Source organism: Agromyces sp. H17E-10 (assembly GCF_022919715.1).
GTDB lineage: Bacteria > Actinomycetota > Actinomycetes > Actinomycetales > Microbacteriaceae > Agromyces.
The window spans coordinates 2,877,542-2,894,994 of the sequence record NZ_CP095042.1 but is presented as its reverse complement, the minus strand read 5'-3'; the positions used below and the strand labels follow the sequence as shown (position 1 = coordinate 2,894,994).

Genomic DNA, 17,453 nt, shown 5'->3' with positions numbered 1-17,453 from the left:
GTTATCGGCCGAGCGCGTCCGGGCCGAGCGCGTCGTAGCGGGCGAGCGCCTCGGCGTCGTTCGCATGGGTGCTCGCGCGGCGTGCGGCGTCGAGAGCCGCGACGGGGTCGGCCTCCTGCCGCGCCGTCTCCAGCTGGCGTTCGGCCTCGGCGAGCCGGGTGCGGGCGGCCGCCCCGACCGAACGACCGCCGCGCTCGATCGCGGCGCCGGCGACCGCGATCTGGCCCTCCGCGATCGACATCGCACCGCCGAGTGCTCCTCGGGCGCCGTCGAGCCGATGCTGGGAGGTCCGGGCTGCCGCACGCGCGGCATCGAGACGATCGCGGGCCGCGCTCAGCCGATCCCGGTCGAGCAGCGGGTCCCGCGCGTAACCGGCGCGCTCGGCGAGCACGGTCGCCGTCGCCGCGATCGCGGTACCCAGGTCGGCTGCCGCATCGGGATCGTCGAGGCCGTCGCGCTCGGCTCGAGCCGCGTCGACGTCGAGGCCGAGTGCGGCCGCCGCACGGCCGGCGTCGTCCGCGGCGCCGGCGAGCGCGGGTTCGACGCCGGCGAGCTCGTCGAGGTCGCGGCGTGCCCGCGCCAGCGCGTCGGCCGCGCGCTCGAGCGGCTCGGCAGCCGGTCTCGACTGCTCGAGCGAGGTCGTCGCCTCGGCGAGCGCCGCCTCGGCCTCCGCGAGTCCCGCGGCGGCCCGTTCGGCGTCGGCCCGTGCCGAACCGAGCGCGGACGGGTCGTATCGGGAGGAGAGTCGTGCGAGCGTCGTCGCGGCGTCGTCGACCGCCCGCCGGAGCGCCGCGGCATCCTCGGTCAGTGCGGGCAGGTCGTCACCCGCTCCCCGTTCACGTCGTCGGCGCGCCGCGAGCGTATCGCCGGCCACGGCGAGCTCGCTGAGCGCCGTACGGCAGAGGTCGTCGATGCGGGCCGTCCAGCCACGGCGATCGGCCGCGGTGTCGGGCTCGGCGTCGTCGAGCCGCTGCTGCAGCAGGAAGGCCTCCCGCAGCCGCGCCTTCGCCCGTTCGACCGCCGCCCTGGTGTCGCGTGCCGTCGCCGTGCCGAACTGCGCCTCGGCGTACGACACCTCGCGTTCGGCGTCGCGAACGGCGTCGTCCGCCTGCACGATCAGCTGCTTCGCGCGGACCTCCGCGTCGGCGACCGCCGCGAGTTCGCGTCGCTCCCGGCGTACGCCCGCCCGTCGGAGCGCGACCACCCCGGACACCGCGAGGACCGCGGCCACGCCGAACACGACGAGCGACGGCAACCATGCGGAGGCATCGGGCATGGCGCGAGTCTAGGCGGTCGGTCCGACCGTCCGGGCGGCGTGCCGCCCCGCCACGTGTCGTACGGCGGTCCCCGCCGTTCCGGACCGGCGGGCCGCCGCACCGGCACGCCACGATCGTCGCCACTTGGCACCGGCGGCGGCCGGACCTACGCTCGGCTCATGCGGGTGCTCCTCAAACTCACACTCGACTGCACGCCCGATGCGGCGTGGCGTGCGCTGCGCAGTCCCGCCGTGCTGCGCGAGGTCGTCGCGCCGTGGCTCGACCTCACCTCGCTCGAGCCCGGAGGCCTGCCGACGACGTGGCCCGAAGGCGGGCATCGTGTGCGCACGCTCGCGTTCCGCCGATTCCCCACGGGTGACGAGCTCGTCGACGTGAGCTACCCCGGCGGCCTGCCCGCGGGCGTGCGCATGCTCCGCGACGGCGGCGGAGCGCTCACCGGTCCGCTCGCGCGATTCGGTCGTTGGGACCACCGCATGGCCGTCTCGCCGCTGCCCGACGGACGGACGCTCTACCGCGATCGCCTCGTCATCGGCACCGGCCCCTTGGGCGTCGCCGCCTGGTACCCGACGTGGGCGTTCTGGCAGTGGCGCGGACACCGGCTGCGCACGCTCGCTCCGACCTGGTCGTTCGACCCGCCCGGCACCGCCGACGCGACAGCCGCAGGCGGCGACTCGTGACCGACACGATCGGCGCCCTGCAGCTCGCCGACTGGCGTCGCCGCATGTTCGGCCTCTACGCGGGTGTCCGCCAGCTGAGCGCGCGCGACCCGGCGGCCGGCCACGAGCTCTGGCGGTCGGGTCGCGACGAGCTCTTCGCCGGCCACCCGCAGTCGCCGCTGCTGCCCGACGACCGCGCCCGGTTCACGGGGCTCGACGTCGCGCGCTACGACCCCGACTGGCGCTTCGAGCTCGAGGTGCGCCGCCCCGACGAACCCGTGCGGATGACGGTCGACAGCGCCACCGACGGCACGATCCCCTTCTCGCTCGTCGGCACCGTCCGGCTGCCGTATCTCGGCACCCTCGACGTGTGGCGGCTCGCCGGCTACGGCGGCGGGCTCTTCCTGCCGGTGAAGGACGCCCTCGCGGGAACCCCGGGCGGCACCTACGGCGGCGGCCGCTACCTCATCGACACGGTGAAGGGCGCCGACCTCGGTCCGGGCGCCGACGGCGACACGCTCGTCGTCGACTTCAACTTCGCCTACAACCCGTCGTGCGCGTACGACCCGTCGTGGTCGTGTCCGCTCGCGCCCGAGGGTGACGTCCTGCGGGTCGAGGTGCCCGTCGGCGAACGGATGCCGCGCTGAACGTCACCACGCACGGCGGCGCGGCGCTCACAGCGCCCGCCCCGGTGCATCCGCTATGCTGGCCCACGGTGTGCGCGACGATCGCGCCGCCTGCGTCGTAGAAACGCTTCCGGGCCGGGCTCGCCTGCCGAGCCGCCCGATGACTCTCATACGGCGAACGGATGCGCCGACCGGCGCCTTCGCCACTTTCCCACCGTCGGGTCGATCCCTGCCGTTCCTCGCGCCTGTCGAGGTCCACGGCTTGGCGCACCCGACCGTGGCATGCCCCTGAAAGGCACCAGTGACCGACACCACCTTCTCCACCCTCGGCGTGCCCGCGCCCCTCGTGGCGATCCTCGCCGCCGACGGCAAGACGACCCCCACCCCGATCCAGGCCGACTCGCTGCCCGACACGCTCGCCGGCCGCGACGTGCTCGGCCGCGGCAAGACCGGCTCGGGCAAGACGATCGCCTTCGCGCTGCCGATGGTCGCGCGCCTCGGCACGAAGCTCGCCGGCGGCAACCGCCGCGCGGGTCGTCCGCTCGGCCTCGTGCTCGCCCCGACCCGTGAGCTCGTGACCCAGATCGCGCGCACGATCGAGCCGCTCGCCGAGGCGTACGACCTCAAGGTCACCACGATCTTCGGCGGCATCAACCAGAAGCGCCAGGTCGAGGCGCTGCGCGCCGGCGTCGACATCGTCGTGGCCGCGCCGGGTCGCCTCGAGGACCTCATGCAGCAGGGCTTCGTGCACCTCGACGCCGTCGAGATCACCGTGCTCGACGAGGCCGACCACATGGCCGACCTCGGCTTCCTGCCCGTCGTGACGCGCATCCTCGACAAGACGCCGCGCGGCGGCCAGCGCCTGCTCTTCTCGGCGACCCTCGACAACGGGGTCGACAAGCTCGTCAAGCGCTACCTCGAGAACGAGGTGCTGCACTCGGTCGACGAGGCCAACTCGCCCGTCGCCGCGATGACGCACCACGTCTTCCTCACCGACGACGCCGACACGAAGTTCGAGCTCGTGAAGACGCTCGCGAGCGGCATGGGCCGCCGCATCCTGTTCATGCGCACGAAGCACCACGCGAAGAAGCTGGCGAAGAAGCTCACCGAGCAGGGCATCCCCGCCGTCGACCTGCACGGCAACCTGTCGCAGCCGCAGCGAGACCGCAACCTCGCCGCCTTCGCCGACGGTTCGGCGAAGGTCATGGTCGCGACCGACGTCGCCGCCCGCGGCGTGCACGTCGACGACATCGAGCTCGTCGTGCACGTCGACCCGCCCATGGAGCACAAGGCGTACCTGCACCGCTCGGGTCGCACCGCCCGCGCGGGCAGCGAGGGCGACGTCGTGACCATCGCGATGCCCGGCCAGCTGCAGGACCTCAAGCAGCTGCTCCGCAAGGCCGCGATCACCGTGACCCCGGCGCCCGCGACTCCCGCGTCGCCCGAGGTCGTCGCGCTCGTCGGCGACGTCGCCCCCTACGTGAAGCCCGCGCCCCGCGAGGCCAAGCCCCAGCAGGGCGGCGGACGCTCGCAGGGCGCCAACGCCCAGCGCAAGCGCGCCGCCCGTGAGGCCGGACGCGACGGCCAGGGCGGCCGCACGGCCGGCGGCCGCGGCCAGTCCCAGGGCGGTCGCCAGGGCGACGGCACCGGCCGTCGCGGCGACGCCGTCAAGCACGGGGATGCCACGGGCCGGCCGCGCCGCGACCGGTCGGGCCGTCCCGCCGAGGCGAAGGCGAGCGCGCCGAAGCAGGGTTCGGGCCAGAGCCGCGGCTCGCAGACGACGGGCGCCCAGCGTCAGTCGTCGAACCGCGGCGCCAAGCAGCCGCTGCGCGTGGGCAGCCTCGTCACTCCGAACCGCAACGCCCGCACGAACCGGCGCGCGCAGGGCTGACAGGACACCCGCGCCGCAGACGCACCGAGGCCCGTGGAGTCACCGCTCCACGGGCCTCGGCCGTACGGGTCGGCGTCCCCCGACCACCGACCCGCCGTCCCGTCCCCCGACGGGATCGGGTCGCCTCCCCCGAAGCGACCCAGTCTCGAAGTCTCACACCCCCTGCAGCACCACCCGCCCGATCTCGCTGCCCACGATCAGCGCGACACCGATCGCCGCGGCGCTCGCCATGACCACGGCCACCAGGGTCGTGATCGTGGTCATGCTCTTCGTGCGACGCATCGTCTCTCCGTCCTCCTGCACTGATATGTCCGGACGGCCGTGAAAGGTTCCCGATTCGCGGAACTTTTTTTGGACTCCCGGACATACCTGTATGGCGGTGCTTCGTCCGGCCGCCCTTCCACCCGAAGGAATGGAGTCCCCGATGACGCTCGAACCTGCCGTTCGCGGTCTCGCCGGCGTCGCCCTGGCCCTCGCCGGAGTGCTCGCTCCCGCGGCTGCGGCCGGAGGCGCGCCGATCACCGCGACGCAGACGGCATCCGGCGAGACGGCGCCCACGGCAGCAGCCACCACGGCGGCGGAGCAGCACTGCGCGATCGGCATCGACGCCGTCGAAGCCGCCGACCTCGCCGGCGAGTCGGCACCCGAACCGGTGTGCTTCTCGTCGCTCGCGGAGGTCGTCGACTATCTCACCGGCCAGACCACCGACGACGGCAGTCGCTTCACGGCGAGCGCCGCGGCCGCCTCGGTCGCGGTCGGCCGCGTCTACACCGGCATCAACAAGGGCGGGTCGAGCCTCACGTTCTGGGGCACGAGCGGCTGCGCGGGCGTGACGTTCGGGTTCCCGACGCTCTCGTCGGGCTGGAACACGTCGATCAGCTCGGTGACCGGGCTGAACGGGTGCTGGGCGACGACGTACACCGCGACGAGCTACGGCGGGTCGCGGCTGAACTGCACGCCCTACTGTTCGAGCCTCGGCAGCTCCAACGACCGGGTGAAGTCGCTCGTCTTCCGACCGACGGGCACGCTCGGCTGAGCTCGCACCCGGTTCGTGCGCGGAGACCGTGCATCCGCCACCGGCCGGGCGGCCGGCCCGTCACTCGGCGGGGTCGGCCAGTCCGAGGGCGGCGCAGATCGACTCGTTCGACGACGGCACGACGGCTGCTGCACCGTCGTCCATGACGCACAGCCGCAGGTGATCGGGCACCTCACCGGGCGGGTTGGTCAGGGACGTCGCGTCGAAGTCGGGATCGAGGGCGCCGCTCTCCCACATGATCTTGCAGATCTCGATCGGATCGTCGGGCAGGCCCGATCCCTCGCTGATCATCGCACCCGAACCCGGAAACGTGCCGTCGCTGTTGCGCGTCGGTTCGCTGAGGCACTGCACCCAGCGATCCTCGGTGACCTGCGCGGGCTGCAGCAGCACCGCACCCGCGGTCGCTCCGACGCCGATCGCGAGCACCCCGAGCCCGCCCCAGCCGATGATCCGGTGGCGCCGCCGACGCGCACGCACGGCCGGCTCCGTGCGAACGTGCTCGACGAGCATCGAGCGGATCGCGTCGGCACGCTCGGGTCGCATCTCGGGTTCGGTCATCCGAGCACCTCCAGGTCACCGGACGCAGGGGCCCCGGCCGAGTCGGGCCACGGTGCATGCCCCAGGCCGTCTCTGAGCTTCGTGCGTGCCCGCGACAGCCGCGACTTCACCGACCCGAGCGGCATGTCGAGCGCCGCCGCGGCGTCGGCGAGCGGGATGCCCTCGATGAGGCACAGGTCGACGACGCGCCGCTCCGGGGCCGTCAGGCGGGCGAGGGCCGCGCGCGTGCGCTCCGACATGCGGGCGCCGTCGATGCGCTCCTCGACCTCGCGACTGGGGTCGACGGTCTGCGGTCCGCGCGGCACCGAGGCGAGCAGCCGGTCGTAGCGACGGATCGACCGACGGGTGTTGAGCGACACGTTCGTCGTCACGATGAGCAGCCAGGGCAGCAGTGAGCCGTCGACGAAACGCACGCTCTTGCGGCGGCGCCACGCCTCGAGGAAGACCACCGCGACGATGTCTTCGGCGTCGGCGGTGTTGAGCACCTGCGCGTACGCCCGGCGGAAGATGCGCGACCGGTACCGGTCGTAGACCACGCCGAACGCGGCCTCTGTGCCCGAGGTCGCTTCGAGCCAGAGCGCCGAGTCGCTACGCCGATCCTGCTCCATGCCCGGCCAAGCCTAACCGGAGCATCGATCGACCGAGGATTCGCGCGTTCCCCCACGCGCTGGTTCACCGCCATGTACAGATATGTCCGGACGCCCCCGAGAAGGTTCCCGATCGGCCGAGATCGCTCGATTTCGCGGCTGGCGCGGCCTGGCTTAGTCTCGGGGCATGAGCACCGAAGTCGTTGCCGAAGTCGTCGTCCGTCCGATCCGCGATTCCGACGTCGAGGCGCTGGGCCGCGTCCACGCCACGTGCTGGCACGAGACCTACGACCACCTGATCAGCGCCGCCGCGTTCGAGAAGCTCTCGCCCAGGCGCATGGCCGACCTCTGGACGCACATGGCCGCACGCGGCGACGAGTACGCGCAGTACGCCGCGCTCGTCGACGGCGAGATCGTCGGCTTCGTCGGCTCGGGTCCGGCTCGCGACGAGAACCCGCCGCGCGAGCGCGAGCTGTACTTCATCTACGTGCTCGACCAGTACCACGGCACCGGCATCGGCAAGAAGCTGTTCGACGCCGCCGTCGGCGACGACGCCGTGTACCTCTGGGTCGCCTCCGACAACCCCCGCGCGCACCGCTTCTACGAGCGCAACGGGTTCACGGCCGACGGCGCCGACCAGCACGTGCCGTTCCTCGGCGAGGAGATCCACGAGGTGCGGCTGGTCCGCTGACCTCGGCGATCCGACGAACTCCATGACCGTTCCCGTCATCCTCGACGTCGACACGGGCGTCGACGACGCGCTCGCGATCCTCTTCGCCGTCGCGCACCCCGAGCTCGAGGTGCTCGGCATCACGTGCGTCGCGGGCAACGCCGCGCTCGATCAGGTCGTCGACAACACGCTCCGCGTGCTCGATGCCGCGTCAGCGGGCGACATCCCGGTCGCGGCCGGTGCCACCCGCCCGCTCATCGCGCCCGCGCGCTCGGCCTCCCACGTGCACGGTGCCGACGGCCTCGGCGGGCTCGCGCTGCCGCCCACCGCTCGACAGGCACGCCCCGAGCACGCGGTCGAGCTGTTGCGGCGGCTCGTGACGGAGCATCCGGTGCCGGTGACCCTCGTCGCCCTCGCGCCGCAGACGAACCTCGCCCTGCTGCTACGCACCCACCCCGAGGTCGCCGCGAACATCGAGCGCATCGTCGTCATGGGCGGTTCGGCGAGCGTCGGCAACGCGACGGCGGTCGCCGAGTTCAACGTGTGGCACGACCCCGAGGCCGCCGCGATCGTGTTCGACGCGGGCATCCCCGTGTACATGTACGGGCTCGACGTGTTCAACCGGGTCTCGGTCGACTCGGCGCGCGCGCACGAGCTCGAGCACGGTGCCCACCCGGTCGGTCGCATCGTGGGCGAGCTCCTCGGACACCGCATCGCGATGAGCGAGGACGAGGACGCCCAGTACACCGGCCTCATCGGCGACGCGGGCGCCGTGTGCTCGATCGTCGCACCCGATGCGCTCCGCACCGAGCGCCGACCCGTGCGCGTCGAGCTCGCCGGCTTCGGGCGCGGGCAGACGCTCGTCGACCGTCGCGAGTTCGCCGGCGAAGACCTGGTGCACGGCCTCGTCGATGCGTGGCCCGTGGTCGAGGTCGCCCTCGAGGTCGACGCCGGGCGCGTCGCCGGGCTCTTCCTCGACACGGTGCTCGCGCTGCCGGCGAGCTCGCAGTACAGCTAGCGCAGCGCCCCGACCGACGCGAGCGCCTGCGCCACGAGCACGCCGCGCCCGCCCTCCATCTCGTCGACGACGGGCTTGCCGATCGCTTCCTGCGGCGTCATCCAGGTCACCTCGAGCGCATCCTGCCGTGGCTCGCACGTGCCCGTGACCGGCACGACGTACACGAGCGAGACCGCGTGCTGGCGCTCGTCGGTGAACGGCGAGATGCCCGGCAGCGGGAAGTACTCCGCGACGGCGGCGGGCACGGGGCTCGCCGGCAGGAGCGGGAACGCCATCGGCCCGAGGTCCTTCTCGAGGTGGCGGAAGAGCGCGTCGCGGATGGTCTCGCCGTACATCACCCGCCCCGACACGAGGGTGCGGGTCATCTCGCCGAGCGCGTTCGCCCGCAGCAGCATCCCGACCTCGCCGACCTGGCCGAGCCCGTCGACCCGCACGGGCACGGCCTCGACGTAGAGCAGCGGCAGCCGGCCGCGCACCTCGGCGAGCTCGAGGTCGCTCAGCCAACCCGGATTCGCCGGCGGCCGGACGGCGGGCTCGTCGTCGGGATTCCAGTCGGGATCGGGGGTGCGCACGCTCATGCCTCCGATTCTGCCCCACGGGCCCCGTCGGCGTCAGTGCGCGCCCGAACCGCCCTCGAGCCCGAGCCGGGCGATCGCCTCGGCGACCTCGTCCTCGGGCGTCCCCTGCGCGTCGACGACGAGTCCGCGCTCGCCCGGTTCGAGCGGCTCGAGCGTCTCGAACTGCGAACCGAGCAGCGACGCGGGCATGTAGTGGCCGGTGCGGTGCTCGAGCCGGTCGGCGATGAGCTCACGGCCGCCGGCGAGGTGCACGAACACGACGTTCGGACGCGCGAGCCGGTCGCGGTACGACCGCTTGAGTGCCGAGCACGTGATCACGGCGGGCTCACCGGCGGCGAGGTGCGCGTCGATCCACGACGCGATGCGGTCGAGCCACGGCCACCGGTCGTCGTCGGTGAGCGGCGTTCCGCTCGCCATCTTGGCGACGTTGGCCTCGGGGTGAAGGGCGTCGCCCTCCTGCAGGTCCCACCCGAGGCGCCCGGCGATGAGCTCGGCGAAGGTCGTCTTGCCGCTGCCGGAGACCCCCATGACGACGAGCACGGGCGGGTGCTCGAATGCGATGCGGGATGCCTCGGGGCGGGCGTTCGACGCGGTGTTCATGAGCTTCCTCCCCCGGTCAGGCGACGAGCGGGCTGAGCGCGAGCACGCCCGCGAGGCCGACGAGCGAGATGAGGCACTCGAGCACGGTCCACGACTTCAGAGTCTGCCCGATGGTGAGGCCGAAGTACTCCTTGATGAGCCAGAAGCCCGCGTCGTTCACGTGCGAGAGGAACACCGAGCCCGAGCCGATGGCGAGCACGAGCAGCGAGGTCGCGCCGGCCGAGAGGTCGAGATCGGCCACGAGCGGCTGCAGGATGCCCGCAGCGGTGATCGTGGCGACGGTCGCTGAGCCGGTCGCGACGCGGATGAGCACCGCGACGAACCACGCGAGTGCGAGTACGACGGCGAGGGAGCCGCCGATCCCCGAGATGGCGTCGGCGATGACCTGGCCGATCGTGGAGTCGACGAGCACCTGCTTGAAGCCGCCGCCGGCGCCGACGATGAGGAGGATGCCCGCGATGGGCGGCAGCGAGGAGCCGACCGATGCGGCGATCTCGGAGCGACCCATGCGCCCGCCGCGGCCGAGCACGACCATGCCGACGAGCACGGCGAGCAGCAGCGCGATGACGGGCTTGCCGAGGAAGTCGACGACGAGCTTCCACGCGTCGCCCGACAGCGGCGCGACGATGTTCGCGAGCGAGGAGGCGAGCATGAGCACGACGGGCAGCAGGATGCAGAAGAGCGCCGCACCGAACGAGGGTCGCGGCTTCTGCGAGACGTCCTCGCCGCGGTCCTCGGCGGTGACGAACAGGTCGGGCACGGGCACCTTGACCCAGCGCGCCGCGAGCTTCGAGAACAGCGGGCCGGCGATGATCACGGCCGGGATCGCGATGATCACGCCGAACAGCAGCGTCTGGCCGAGGTCGGCGCCGACGAGGTCGATCGCGGCGAGCGGGCCGGGGTGCGGCGGCACGAGCCCGTGCATGGCCGAGAGGCCCGCGAGGGTCGGGATCGCGATGCGCATGAGCGGCAGTCCCGAACGACGGGCGACCAGGATGATCACGGGCACGAGCAGCACGAGGCCGACCTCGAAGAACATCGGCAGGCCGATGAGGGCGCCGACGCCGCCCATGACCCACGGCAGCGCCTGCACGCTCGAGCGGGCGATGAGGGTGTCGACGATGCGGTCGGCGCCGCCCGAGTCGGCGAGCAGCTTGCCGAAGATGGCGCCGAGCGCGATGAGCACGCCCACGCCGCCCATGGTCGCGCCGAAGCCGTTGGTGAAGCTCAGGATCGTCTGCACGGCGCTCATGCCGGCGACGAGGCCGGTCACGATCGCGCCGATCATGAGCGAGATGAACGGGTGCAGCTTCACCCAGGTGATGAGCACGACGATGACGGCGATGCCGACGAGGGCTGCGGTGATGAGCTGCCACTCGGGGGCGGTCGTCGTGGGAGCGACGGGATCGACGGCGGAGACGAGCGCTACGGCGGCGGAGAGCACGGTGGACATTGGCCTGAACTTCCTCGGTCTGGCGGACGGGGTGAGGTGACTCTACCTATATGTAGGACATATTGCAATGCACCTCGAAACACGCCGGGCATTTACGCGAGGCATCCGCTCGGCCATAATCAGTGGATGGATGCTTCGACGACCGGCTCGTCCGCGCTGCACGAGCGCGTGATCGAGTCCATCGGCGCCGACATCGCCTCGGGACGGCTCGCCCCGGGCTCGCGCATCCTCACGACCGAGGTCGCCGAGCGCTTCGGCGTCTCGCGCTCGGCGATGCGCGAGGTCGTGCGCGTGCTCGAGTCGATGGGCCTCGTCGAGGTGCGACGCCGCGCCGGCGTCGAGATCCTGCCGCGAGCCCGCTGGAACCCGTACTCGACGCGCCTGCTGCGCTGGCGGCTGGCCGGCCCCGACCGCGTCGAGACCCTGCATGCCCTGAGTCAGCTGCGCAGCGCGATCGAACCGCTCGCGGCTCGGCTCGCCGCAGCGAACGCGACCCCCGAGCAGCGCACCGCCCTCGTCACGGCGGTCGCGGGCATGACCGAGCGGGCGCGCGAGGCCGACGAGTCCCCCTACCTCGAGCACGACATCGCCTTCCATGCTGCGGTGCTGGACGCCTCGGGCAACCCGTTCCTCGCAGCACTCGGTCCCGTCGTCGGCGAGGTGCTGCGCGGCCGCACCGCGCACGCGCTCATGCCGCACGAGGCGAATCCGACGGCGCTCCGACTCCACCAGGAGGTCGCTTTCGCCGTCACCGAGGGGCGGGCCGACGACGCCGAGCGCGCGCTCGCAGCGATCGTGACCGAGGCCGATCAGGCGGTGCAGGCCGTGGTCGCCGTCGGCCCCCGCGACGACGCGGCCGTCGACATCGGCGACACCCGCGACGACGAGGAGGCGACCCGATGACGATCGACGACGAGGCGGTGCTGTGGTCGGCGTCGGGCGACGACCGTGCGGGTCGACCGCTGCTGGTGCTGCTGCACGGCTACAACTCGAACGAGGGCGACCTGTTCGGGCTCGCGCCCTACCTGCCGCTCGATCCGGTGGTCGCGTCGCTGCGGGCGCCGATCGACGCCGGCTACGGCTACGCGTGGTTCGACATCTTCGACGCGGGCGGGCGTATCGCCGACGACTCCCCCGAGAAGCAGGGGGCCGCGCGGTCCGCGGCCGAGGCGGTGCTCGCCTGGGTCGACCGGGCCGCGCCGGGCACCCCGGTCGGGCTCGTCGGCTTCTCGCAGGGCGGCGCCGTCGCGCTCGAACTGCTGCGCCTCGCGCCCGAGCGGTTCGACTTCGCCGCGGTGCTCGCCGGGTTCGCGATGCCGGGCGAGCGTACCGGCGACGCCCGACTCGCCGAACTGCGCCTGCCCGTGTTCTGGGGCCGCGGCACCCTCGACGAGGTGATCCCCGCGGCCTCCGTTGCGCGCACGCTGGACTGGCTGCCCGAACACGCGTCGCTCGACGCGCGCATCTACGAGGGGCTCGGCCACTCGGTCTCCGAGCGCGAGCTCGCCGACCTCACGGCCTTCCTGCGCGACCGCTACGCGGCCTGATCGACTCACCACCCAGACCGACGTGCCCGAATGTGTGCAGATTCGGGCAACTCGCGAGCGGGCGGGGCGGGCGGAGTCGGGCGGTGCTACTCCGACCGGGCGGCGCGCTCTCGGTCGCGCTCGGCGACGCGCTGCTTCTCGGCACGCACCGCGGCCTGGGTCGCGCGCTCCTCGACGAGCCACGCGGGCGGCGCGGCGAGGAGGGCCTTGATCTCGGCGGTCGTGAGGGCGTCGGTGACGCCGGCGCGGGCGAGGCCCGAGTTCGAGATGCCGAGCTTGGCGGCGACGACCGGGCGCGGGTGCGGCCCCTCGCGGCGCAGCGTCGCGAGCCACTCGGGCGGGTCGGCCTGCAGGGCGTCGACCTCGTCGCGCGTGATGGGGTGATCGCTGAACTCCGCCGGCGCGGCCGCGAGCAGGATGCCGAGCTTCTTGGCCGCGGTCTCGGCCTTCATGGTCTGCGGCTTCTTGGCCCGGGGCTGCTTCTCGCGCGGCTCGGCGGCCGGCGACTCGTTCTCGCTCACCCTGCAACCGTAGCCGACGGTAGCCTGAGAGGCACCGGCGCACGGCAGACCGGTACGCGGCAGACCGGACCAACGGCACGACAGGGGGCGACATGGCGTTGCGACTCGACTACGTCGCGGGCGTCTCCCCGTCGAAGTGGCTGCGAGCGTGGTCCGACCGTCGGCCCGACCTCCCGCTCGAGGCCGCCCGCGTCGACGAGGCCGCCCAACTCGACGGCCTGCGCTCGGGCGAGGTCGACCTCGCGTTCGTGCGGTTGCCCATCGACGACGAGGGCCTGCACCGCATTCCGCTGTGGGAGGAGGTCGCGGTCGCGGTGCTCCCGAAGGAGCATCCCTTCGCCGAAGAAGCCGAACTCTCGCTCGCCGACCTCGACGGCGAGCCGATCGCCCCCGTGCAGCCCGACCCCGCCATGACGATCGAGCTCGTCGCCGCCGGCACCGGCTATGCGATCGTGCCCCACGCCATCGCGAGGCTGCACCACCGCAAGGACGTCGTCGCGATCCCGGTCGCCGACGCCCCGCCCACGCGCATCGCACTCGTCTGGCGCACGGAGCGCGACGACGACGACATCCAGGAGTTCGTCGCCGTCGTGCGTGGCCGCACCGCCCGCAGCTCACGGGGCGACGAGGCGCCGACCATGAAGCCCGCGAAGGCGGCCAAGCTCGCCGCGGCCGAGCGACGAGCGGCCTCGGGCGCAGGCAAGGGCGGCGGCTCGAAGGGCGGCGGTTCGAAGGCCGGCACCGCGAAGTCGGCACGCCCGTCCCCGCGCACGGGTCAGGGCGCGAAGCAACGTCATCGGCGGCGGGGCCGATGACCGGGCCGAAGCCGTTCCTCTTCCTCTCCGCCCGGCCCGAGGTCGAAGCCGTCGGCCCCGAGTACGAGTCCGTGCGCCGTGCGATGGGCCTCGACGCCGGGCGCCTCGAGCACCATCGGCTCGACGTCGAACCTCTCGGCGAGCCCGCGCTCGACGACCTCGCCGGCATCGTCGTCGGCGGCAGCCCGTACAACGTGACGACCGCCGAGGAGCACAAGCACGCGGTCCAGCTCCGGGTCGAGGCCGACCTGGCCAGGCTCGCGGAGCGCTCGCTCGACGCCGGGTTCCCGGTGCTCTTCACCTGCTACGGCATCGGCGTGCTCACCCGCGTGCTCGGCGGCACGGTCGGCACCCGCCACGGCGAGGACGCCGCCGCGGTCGAGATCACGCTGACCGATGCCGGCGCGGCCGACCGGCTCGTCGGCGCGCTGCCGCCCCGCTTCGACGCGCTCGTCGGCCACAAGGAGTCGACCGAGCGGCTTCCCGACGACGCGGTGCTGCTGGCGTCGTCGGCCGGATGCCCCGTGCAGATCTACCGCGTCGGCGCGAGCGTCTACGCGACCCAGTTCCACCCCGAGGTCACGACCGACGACTTCATCGCCCGGGCGCAGGTGTACCGTCACCACGGCTACTTCCCCGCGTCGGAACTGCGCGAAGTCTCGGAACGCCTGGCCGCGGCATCCGTCACCGAACCGCAACGGATGCTGCGGCGCTTCGTCGAGCTGGCCGACGAGCGCTGACGCTCGAGCGCTCGAGCGCTCATGCCCGACGAGGCATACGCCCCGCCGGATGACTCAGGCGTCGCGCCGGCTGCCGCGCGTAACGAGCCCCCAGATCAGCAGCACGATGATCGACCCGCCGATCGCGAGCAGCCAGGTGCCGAGATCCCAGAACTCGGTGAGCGGGCGATTGAGGATGAGGCTGCCGAGCCACCCGCCGAGGAGGGCACCGACGACGCCGAGTAGTAGGGTGACGAACCAGCCGCCGCCCTGCTTTCCGGGCAGGATCAACTTGGCGATGGCGCCGGCGATGAGGCCGAGCACCAGGAAAGCGAGGAAACTCATGAGGGGCTCCTTCGATCTGGTCCTCCTACGCAACCACCGCGGCCGGGCGGCCCGCAAGGGCTTGTGCGGCGTGGCGAGGAGCCGGTAGGTGTCCCTGCCCCTGCCCCTGCCCCCGGTCCCGGCTCAGGCGGGCAGGGGCAACGGGTACGCGCGTCGCAGCACGACGCGCTGCCCGAGCGTCCACGTCACCGTGACGAGCAGGTACAACGCCGCGGCGAGCGGCACGAACATCGCGATGACCGCGGTCACGTACTGCAGGAGGCCGAGCACGCGCATCGCAGCCGGATTCGCGAGCGGCGAGCCCGTCGCCGATGCCGCCGACGACGTGGGTACGACCGGTGCCGCCTGCGCGGCCGCAGCGGCCTGCCTGCCGAAGACCCGGCGCGTCGTCTCGCCGACGAGCGCGATCGCCACGACGACGACCGCGAAGACGACGAGCGTCGTGGGGGTCAGCGTTCCCGCAGCGATCATGCCGGCAAGGCTCGACCCGAGCGGCACCCCGGCGAGCGTGTGCTGCAGCAGCGCGTTCGGGTGCCCGGCGATCGACTGCAGGATGAACAGCGCGTAGATGATCCCGACGACCGGTGCCTGTGCGAGCATCGGCAGGCACCCGGCGAACGGCGAGGTGCCCTCGTCGCGGTAGAGCGCGAGCATCTCCTGCTGCAGGCGTTCGGGCTGCTTCGCGAATCGGCGTTGCAGGGCGGCGAGCTTCGGTGCGAGCCGGGCGCGACCCTGCTCGGCCTTCGCCTGCGAGATGCCGACGGGAATGAGCACCGCGCGCACGAGCAGGGTCACGAGCACGATCGCGGCGGCCGCGCTCGCGACGCCGACGAGGGGGTCGAGCAGGTCGGCGAGGCCGATGAGGAGGGCGTGCGCACCGTCGAGGAGCGCGGCGATGGGCGGAAAGCTGTAGAGGTCCATGGTGAAGTCCGTTCGCGGTCGAGGGAAGCTGGGTTCCATCTGGCCGCGCGAACGCTGCGGAGACCGGCACCCGGCGCACCGGGTCGGTGAGGAGCGGCGCCGTGACGGCGACCGGCTCGTGGAGGGTCTCGCGCGCTACGCGGCCGCGAGACCGCGCCCGGGTGCCCTCGGACGGGCACGCCCCGGTGCGTCGGGGTCGCTCTGGGAGAGCAGCGTGCCGGGGTCGGCCGTCTGGCGCAGACGCCGGGCGGCGCCCGACGCGTCGGCCGCGACGAGGCCGGGCAGGGCGCGCACGGCGAGGACGACCACGGCGAGCGCTGCGGCGCCGACGACGCCCACGAGGAGGACGGCGAGGGTCGCGTTCGAGGCGAGCGCGACCTCGACCGAGGACTCGAGGTAGCGGAAGAGCCCGGCGACCAGCTCGATCACGGCGCGGCTCCTCTCTGCGTGGACCGCAGGCGATGCCCGCGGGTTCGAAGCCAACGCTAACACCCGTTGCCCGCGAGACGGCAGACTGGCTGGGTGACCCGGCCCGTGCGCCCGTGGGTGCTGCACGTCGACCTCGACCAGTTCATCGCGGCGGTCGAGATCCTGCGCCGCCCCGAGCTCGCCGGGCGGCCGGTCATCGTGGGCGGGCGCGGTGATCCGACCGAGCGCGCCGTCGTCTCGACAGCCTCGTACGAGGCGCGCGAGTTCGGTGTCGGGTCGGGGATGCCGCTGCGCATCGCCGCCCGCAAGGTGCCCGACGCCGTCATCCTGCCCGTCGACGCCGACACCTACCTGGCGGCCTCCGACGAGGTGATGGCGACGCTGCGGGCGCAACCGGGCGCGACCGTGCAGGTGCTCGGCTGGGACGAGGCGTTCGTCGGCGTCGAGACCGACGACCCCGAGGCGTACGCGCGCGGCGTGCAGCGCGCCGTGCTCGACCGCACGGAGCTGCACTGCAGCGTCGGCATCGGCGACACGCTCGTTCGGGCGAAGGTCGCGACCGGGTTCGGCAAGCCGCGCGGGGTGTTCCGGCTGACCGCCGAGAACTGGCTCGACGTCATGGGCGCGCGCCCCACGAAGGACCTCTGGGGCGTCGGCACCAAGATCTCGCGCCGGCTCGCGACGCACGGCATCACGACGGTCGCGGAGCTGGCAGCCGCCGACCCCGGGGTGCTCGCGGCCGAGTTCGGTCCGCGGATGGGGCCCTGGTACGGCGAACTCGGGCGCGGCGACGGAGCGCGCGTCGTCGACGACACCCCGTGGGTGGCCCGCGGGCACAGTCGCGAGACGACGTATCAGCGCGACCTCGTCGAGCCCGGCGAGGTCGACGCGGCGCTGCACGTGCTCTTCGAACAGGTATGGGCCGACCTCGTCGCCGAGGGCCGCCCAGCCATCGGCGTGACCCTCAAGGTCAGGTACGCCCCGTTCATCACGACGACGCACCAGCGGAGGATCCCGTCGGCGAGCGACCGCGAGGCTGCGCTCGCGACCGTAGAGGCGCTCGCGGCCGACCGCATCGAGCCCGAGCGCCCGGTCCGGCTCCTCGGGCTCCGCCTCGAGATGCCGATGCCCGACGACGCGCGCGAAGGCCATACGCCGACCCGCGGCGGCTGGTGACCCAGCGCCTGGTGACCGCGGCGCCCGGGC

At 73.0% G+C, this 17,453-nt stretch carries 21 protein-coding genes; 11 read left to right on the top strand and 10 right to left on the bottom strand.

All coding sequences use genetic code 11. The annotated features are described in order from the left end of the window. Window position 1: 1 nt before the first annotated feature. A complete protein-coding gene (locus MUN74_RS13125) occupies window positions 2–1,276 on the bottom strand; it encodes a coiled-coil domain-containing protein (RefSeq protein ID WP_244852768.1) in 1,275 nt (424 codons plus the stop codon). Window positions 1,277–1,435: 159 nt separating this feature from the next. On the opposite strand from MUN74_RS13125, the gene MUN74_RS13120 reads away from it, so the two are divergent. The 4 genes from MUN74_RS13120 (at window position 1,436) to MUN74_RS13105 (ending at window position 5,486) form a co-directional block, all read left to right on the top strand. Then, on the top strand, window positions 1,436–1,954 hold the full coding sequence (locus tag MUN74_RS13120; protein WP_244852767.1) for a hypothetical protein: 519 nt from the start codon (window positions 1,436–1,438) through the stop codon (window positions 1,952–1,954). 44 nt (window positions 1,955–1,998) lie between these two features. Beyond that, window positions 1,999–2,580 carry a DUF1684 domain-containing protein gene (locus MUN74_RS13115; RefSeq protein ID WP_370647385.1) on the top strand — a complete coding sequence of 194 codons (582 nt, stop codon included), beginning with the start codon at window positions 1,999–2,001 and terminating at the stop codon, window positions 2,578–2,580. 280 nt (window positions 2,581–2,860) lie between these two features. After that, entirely contained in the window at window positions 2,861–4,450 is a 1,590-nt protein-coding gene (locus MUN74_RS13110; RefSeq protein WP_244852763.1) for a DEAD/DEAH box helicase, read from the top strand. Between the two features lie 424 nt (window positions 4,451–4,874). Beyond that, complete coding sequence (locus MUN74_RS13105) at window positions 4,875–5,486, top strand: hypothetical protein (protein ID WP_244852762.1); 612 nt, start codon at window positions 4,875–4,877, stop codon at window positions 5,484–5,486. Window positions 5,487–5,546: 60 nt separating this feature from the next. Here MUN74_RS13105 and MUN74_RS13100 read toward each other — a convergent pair whose 3' ends face one another. Beyond that, window positions 5,547–6,044 carry a hypothetical protein gene (locus MUN74_RS13100; protein ID WP_244852760.1) on the bottom strand — a complete coding sequence of 166 codons (498 nt, stop codon included), beginning with the start codon at window positions 6,042–6,044 and terminating at the stop codon, window positions 5,547–5,549. Continuing rightward, window positions 6,041–6,652: an RNA polymerase sigma factor gene (locus tag MUN74_RS13095; RefSeq protein WP_244852758.1), complete on the bottom strand. Its 612-nt coding sequence runs from the start codon at window positions 6,650–6,652 to the stop codon at window positions 6,041–6,043. Before MUN74_RS13095 ends, MUN74_RS13100 begins: the two co-directional genes overlap by 4 nt. 166 nt (window positions 6,653–6,818) lie before the next feature. Here MUN74_RS13095 and MUN74_RS13090 point away from each other — a divergent pair, with 166 nt between their 5' ends. Both MUN74_RS13090 and MUN74_RS13085 read left to right on the top strand, forming a co-directional pair. Then, window positions 6,819–7,322, top strand: coding sequence for a GNAT family N-acetyltransferase (locus MUN74_RS13090; protein WP_244852756.1), 504 nt, complete (start codon window positions 6,819–6,821; stop codon window positions 7,320–7,322). A gap of 22 nt (window positions 7,323–7,344) precedes the next feature. Continuing rightward, entirely contained in the window at window positions 7,345–8,319 is a 975-nt protein-coding gene (locus MUN74_RS13085; RefSeq protein ID WP_244852755.1) for a nucleoside hydrolase, read from the top strand. Here the strand turns inward: MUN74_RS13085 and MUN74_RS13080 are convergent. Genes MUN74_RS13080 through MUN74_RS13070 form a run of 3 tightly spaced genes read right to left on the bottom strand, consistent with a single transcriptional unit; the run spans window position 8,316 to window position 10,950 of the window. Beyond that, the gene (locus tag MUN74_RS13080) at window positions 8,316–8,897 is read right to left on the bottom strand and encodes an NUDIX hydrolase family protein (RefSeq protein WP_244852753.1); all 582 of its coding nucleotides are present in this window, start codon (window positions 8,895–8,897) and stop codon (window positions 8,316–8,318) included. The two genes, MUN74_RS13085 and MUN74_RS13080, sit on opposite strands and share 4 nt — an antisense overlap. A gap of 33 nt (window positions 8,898–8,930) precedes the next feature. After that, entirely contained in the window at window positions 8,931–9,497 is a 567-nt protein-coding gene (locus tag MUN74_RS13075; RefSeq protein WP_244852751.1) for a gluconokinase, read from the bottom strand. Window positions 9,498–9,513: 16 nt separating this feature from the next. Continuing rightward, window positions 9,514–10,950 (bottom strand): GntP family permease, encoded by a 1,437-nt coding sequence (locus MUN74_RS13070; protein WP_244852749.1) that lies wholly within the window; start codon window positions 10,948–10,950, stop codon window positions 9,514–9,516. A gap of 126 nt (window positions 10,951–11,076) precedes the next feature. On the opposite strand from MUN74_RS13070, the gene MUN74_RS13065 reads away from it, so the two are divergent. Next, the gene (locus MUN74_RS13065; protein WP_244852747.1) at window positions 11,077–11,853 is read left to right on the top strand and encodes a FadR/GntR family transcriptional regulator; all 777 of its coding nucleotides are present in this window, start codon (window positions 11,077–11,079) and stop codon (window positions 11,851–11,853) included. Beyond that, window positions 11,850–12,497, top strand: a complete 648-nt coding sequence (locus tag MUN74_RS13060; RefSeq protein WP_244852745.1) for an alpha/beta hydrolase — start codon at window positions 11,850–11,852, stop codon at window positions 12,495–12,497. The genes MUN74_RS13065 and MUN74_RS13060 overlap by 4 nt, the downstream gene beginning before the upstream one ends. 86 nt (window positions 12,498–12,583) lie before the next feature. On the opposite strand, the gene MUN74_RS13055 is transcribed toward MUN74_RS13060, so the two are convergent. After that, entirely contained in the window at window positions 12,584–12,949 is a 366-nt protein-coding gene (locus tag MUN74_RS13055; protein ID WP_244856451.1) for a DUF5997 family protein, read from the bottom strand. Window positions 12,950–13,110: 161 nt separating this feature from the next. Between MUN74_RS13055 and MUN74_RS13050 the strand changes: the two genes are divergently transcribed. Both MUN74_RS13050 and MUN74_RS13045 read left to right on the top strand, forming a co-directional pair. Next, window positions 13,111–13,833 carry a LysR family substrate-binding domain-containing protein gene (locus tag MUN74_RS13050; RefSeq protein ID WP_244852743.1) on the top strand — a complete coding sequence of 241 codons (723 nt, stop codon included), beginning with the start codon at window positions 13,111–13,113 and terminating at the stop codon, window positions 13,831–13,833. Continuing rightward, a complete protein-coding gene (locus MUN74_RS13045) occupies window positions 13,830–14,573 on the top strand; it encodes a glutamine amidotransferase (RefSeq protein WP_244852741.1) in 744 nt (247 codons plus the stop codon). Before MUN74_RS13050 ends, MUN74_RS13045 begins: the two co-directional genes overlap by 4 nt. A gap of 54 nt (window positions 14,574–14,627) precedes the next feature. On the opposite strand, the gene MUN74_RS13040 is transcribed toward MUN74_RS13045, so the two are convergent. The 3 genes from MUN74_RS13040 to MUN74_RS13030 form a co-directional block, all read right to left on the bottom strand. Further along, window positions 14,628–14,897: a GlsB/YeaQ/YmgE family stress response membrane protein gene (locus MUN74_RS13040; protein ID WP_244852740.1), complete on the bottom strand. Its 270-nt coding sequence runs from the start codon at window positions 14,895–14,897 to the stop codon at window positions 14,628–14,630. Window positions 14,898–15,020: 123 nt separating this feature from the next. After that, window positions 15,021–15,818, bottom strand: coding sequence for a YidC/Oxa1 family membrane protein insertase (locus MUN74_RS13035; protein ID WP_244852738.1), 798 nt, complete (start codon window positions 15,816–15,818; stop codon window positions 15,021–15,023). A 135-nt stretch (window positions 15,819–15,953) separates the two neighbouring features. Beyond that, window positions 15,954–16,247 (bottom strand): DUF6412 domain-containing protein, encoded by a 294-nt coding sequence (locus MUN74_RS13030; protein WP_244852736.1) that lies wholly within the window; start codon window positions 16,245–16,247, stop codon window positions 15,954–15,956. Between the two features lie 93 nt (window positions 16,248–16,340). Here MUN74_RS13030 and MUN74_RS13025 point away from each other — a divergent pair, with 93 nt between their 5' ends. Further along, a complete protein-coding gene (locus tag MUN74_RS13025; protein WP_454665262.1) occupies window positions 16,341–17,423 on the top strand; it encodes a DNA polymerase IV in 1,083 nt (360 codons plus the stop codon). Window positions 17,424–17,453: the final 30 nt, after the last annotated feature.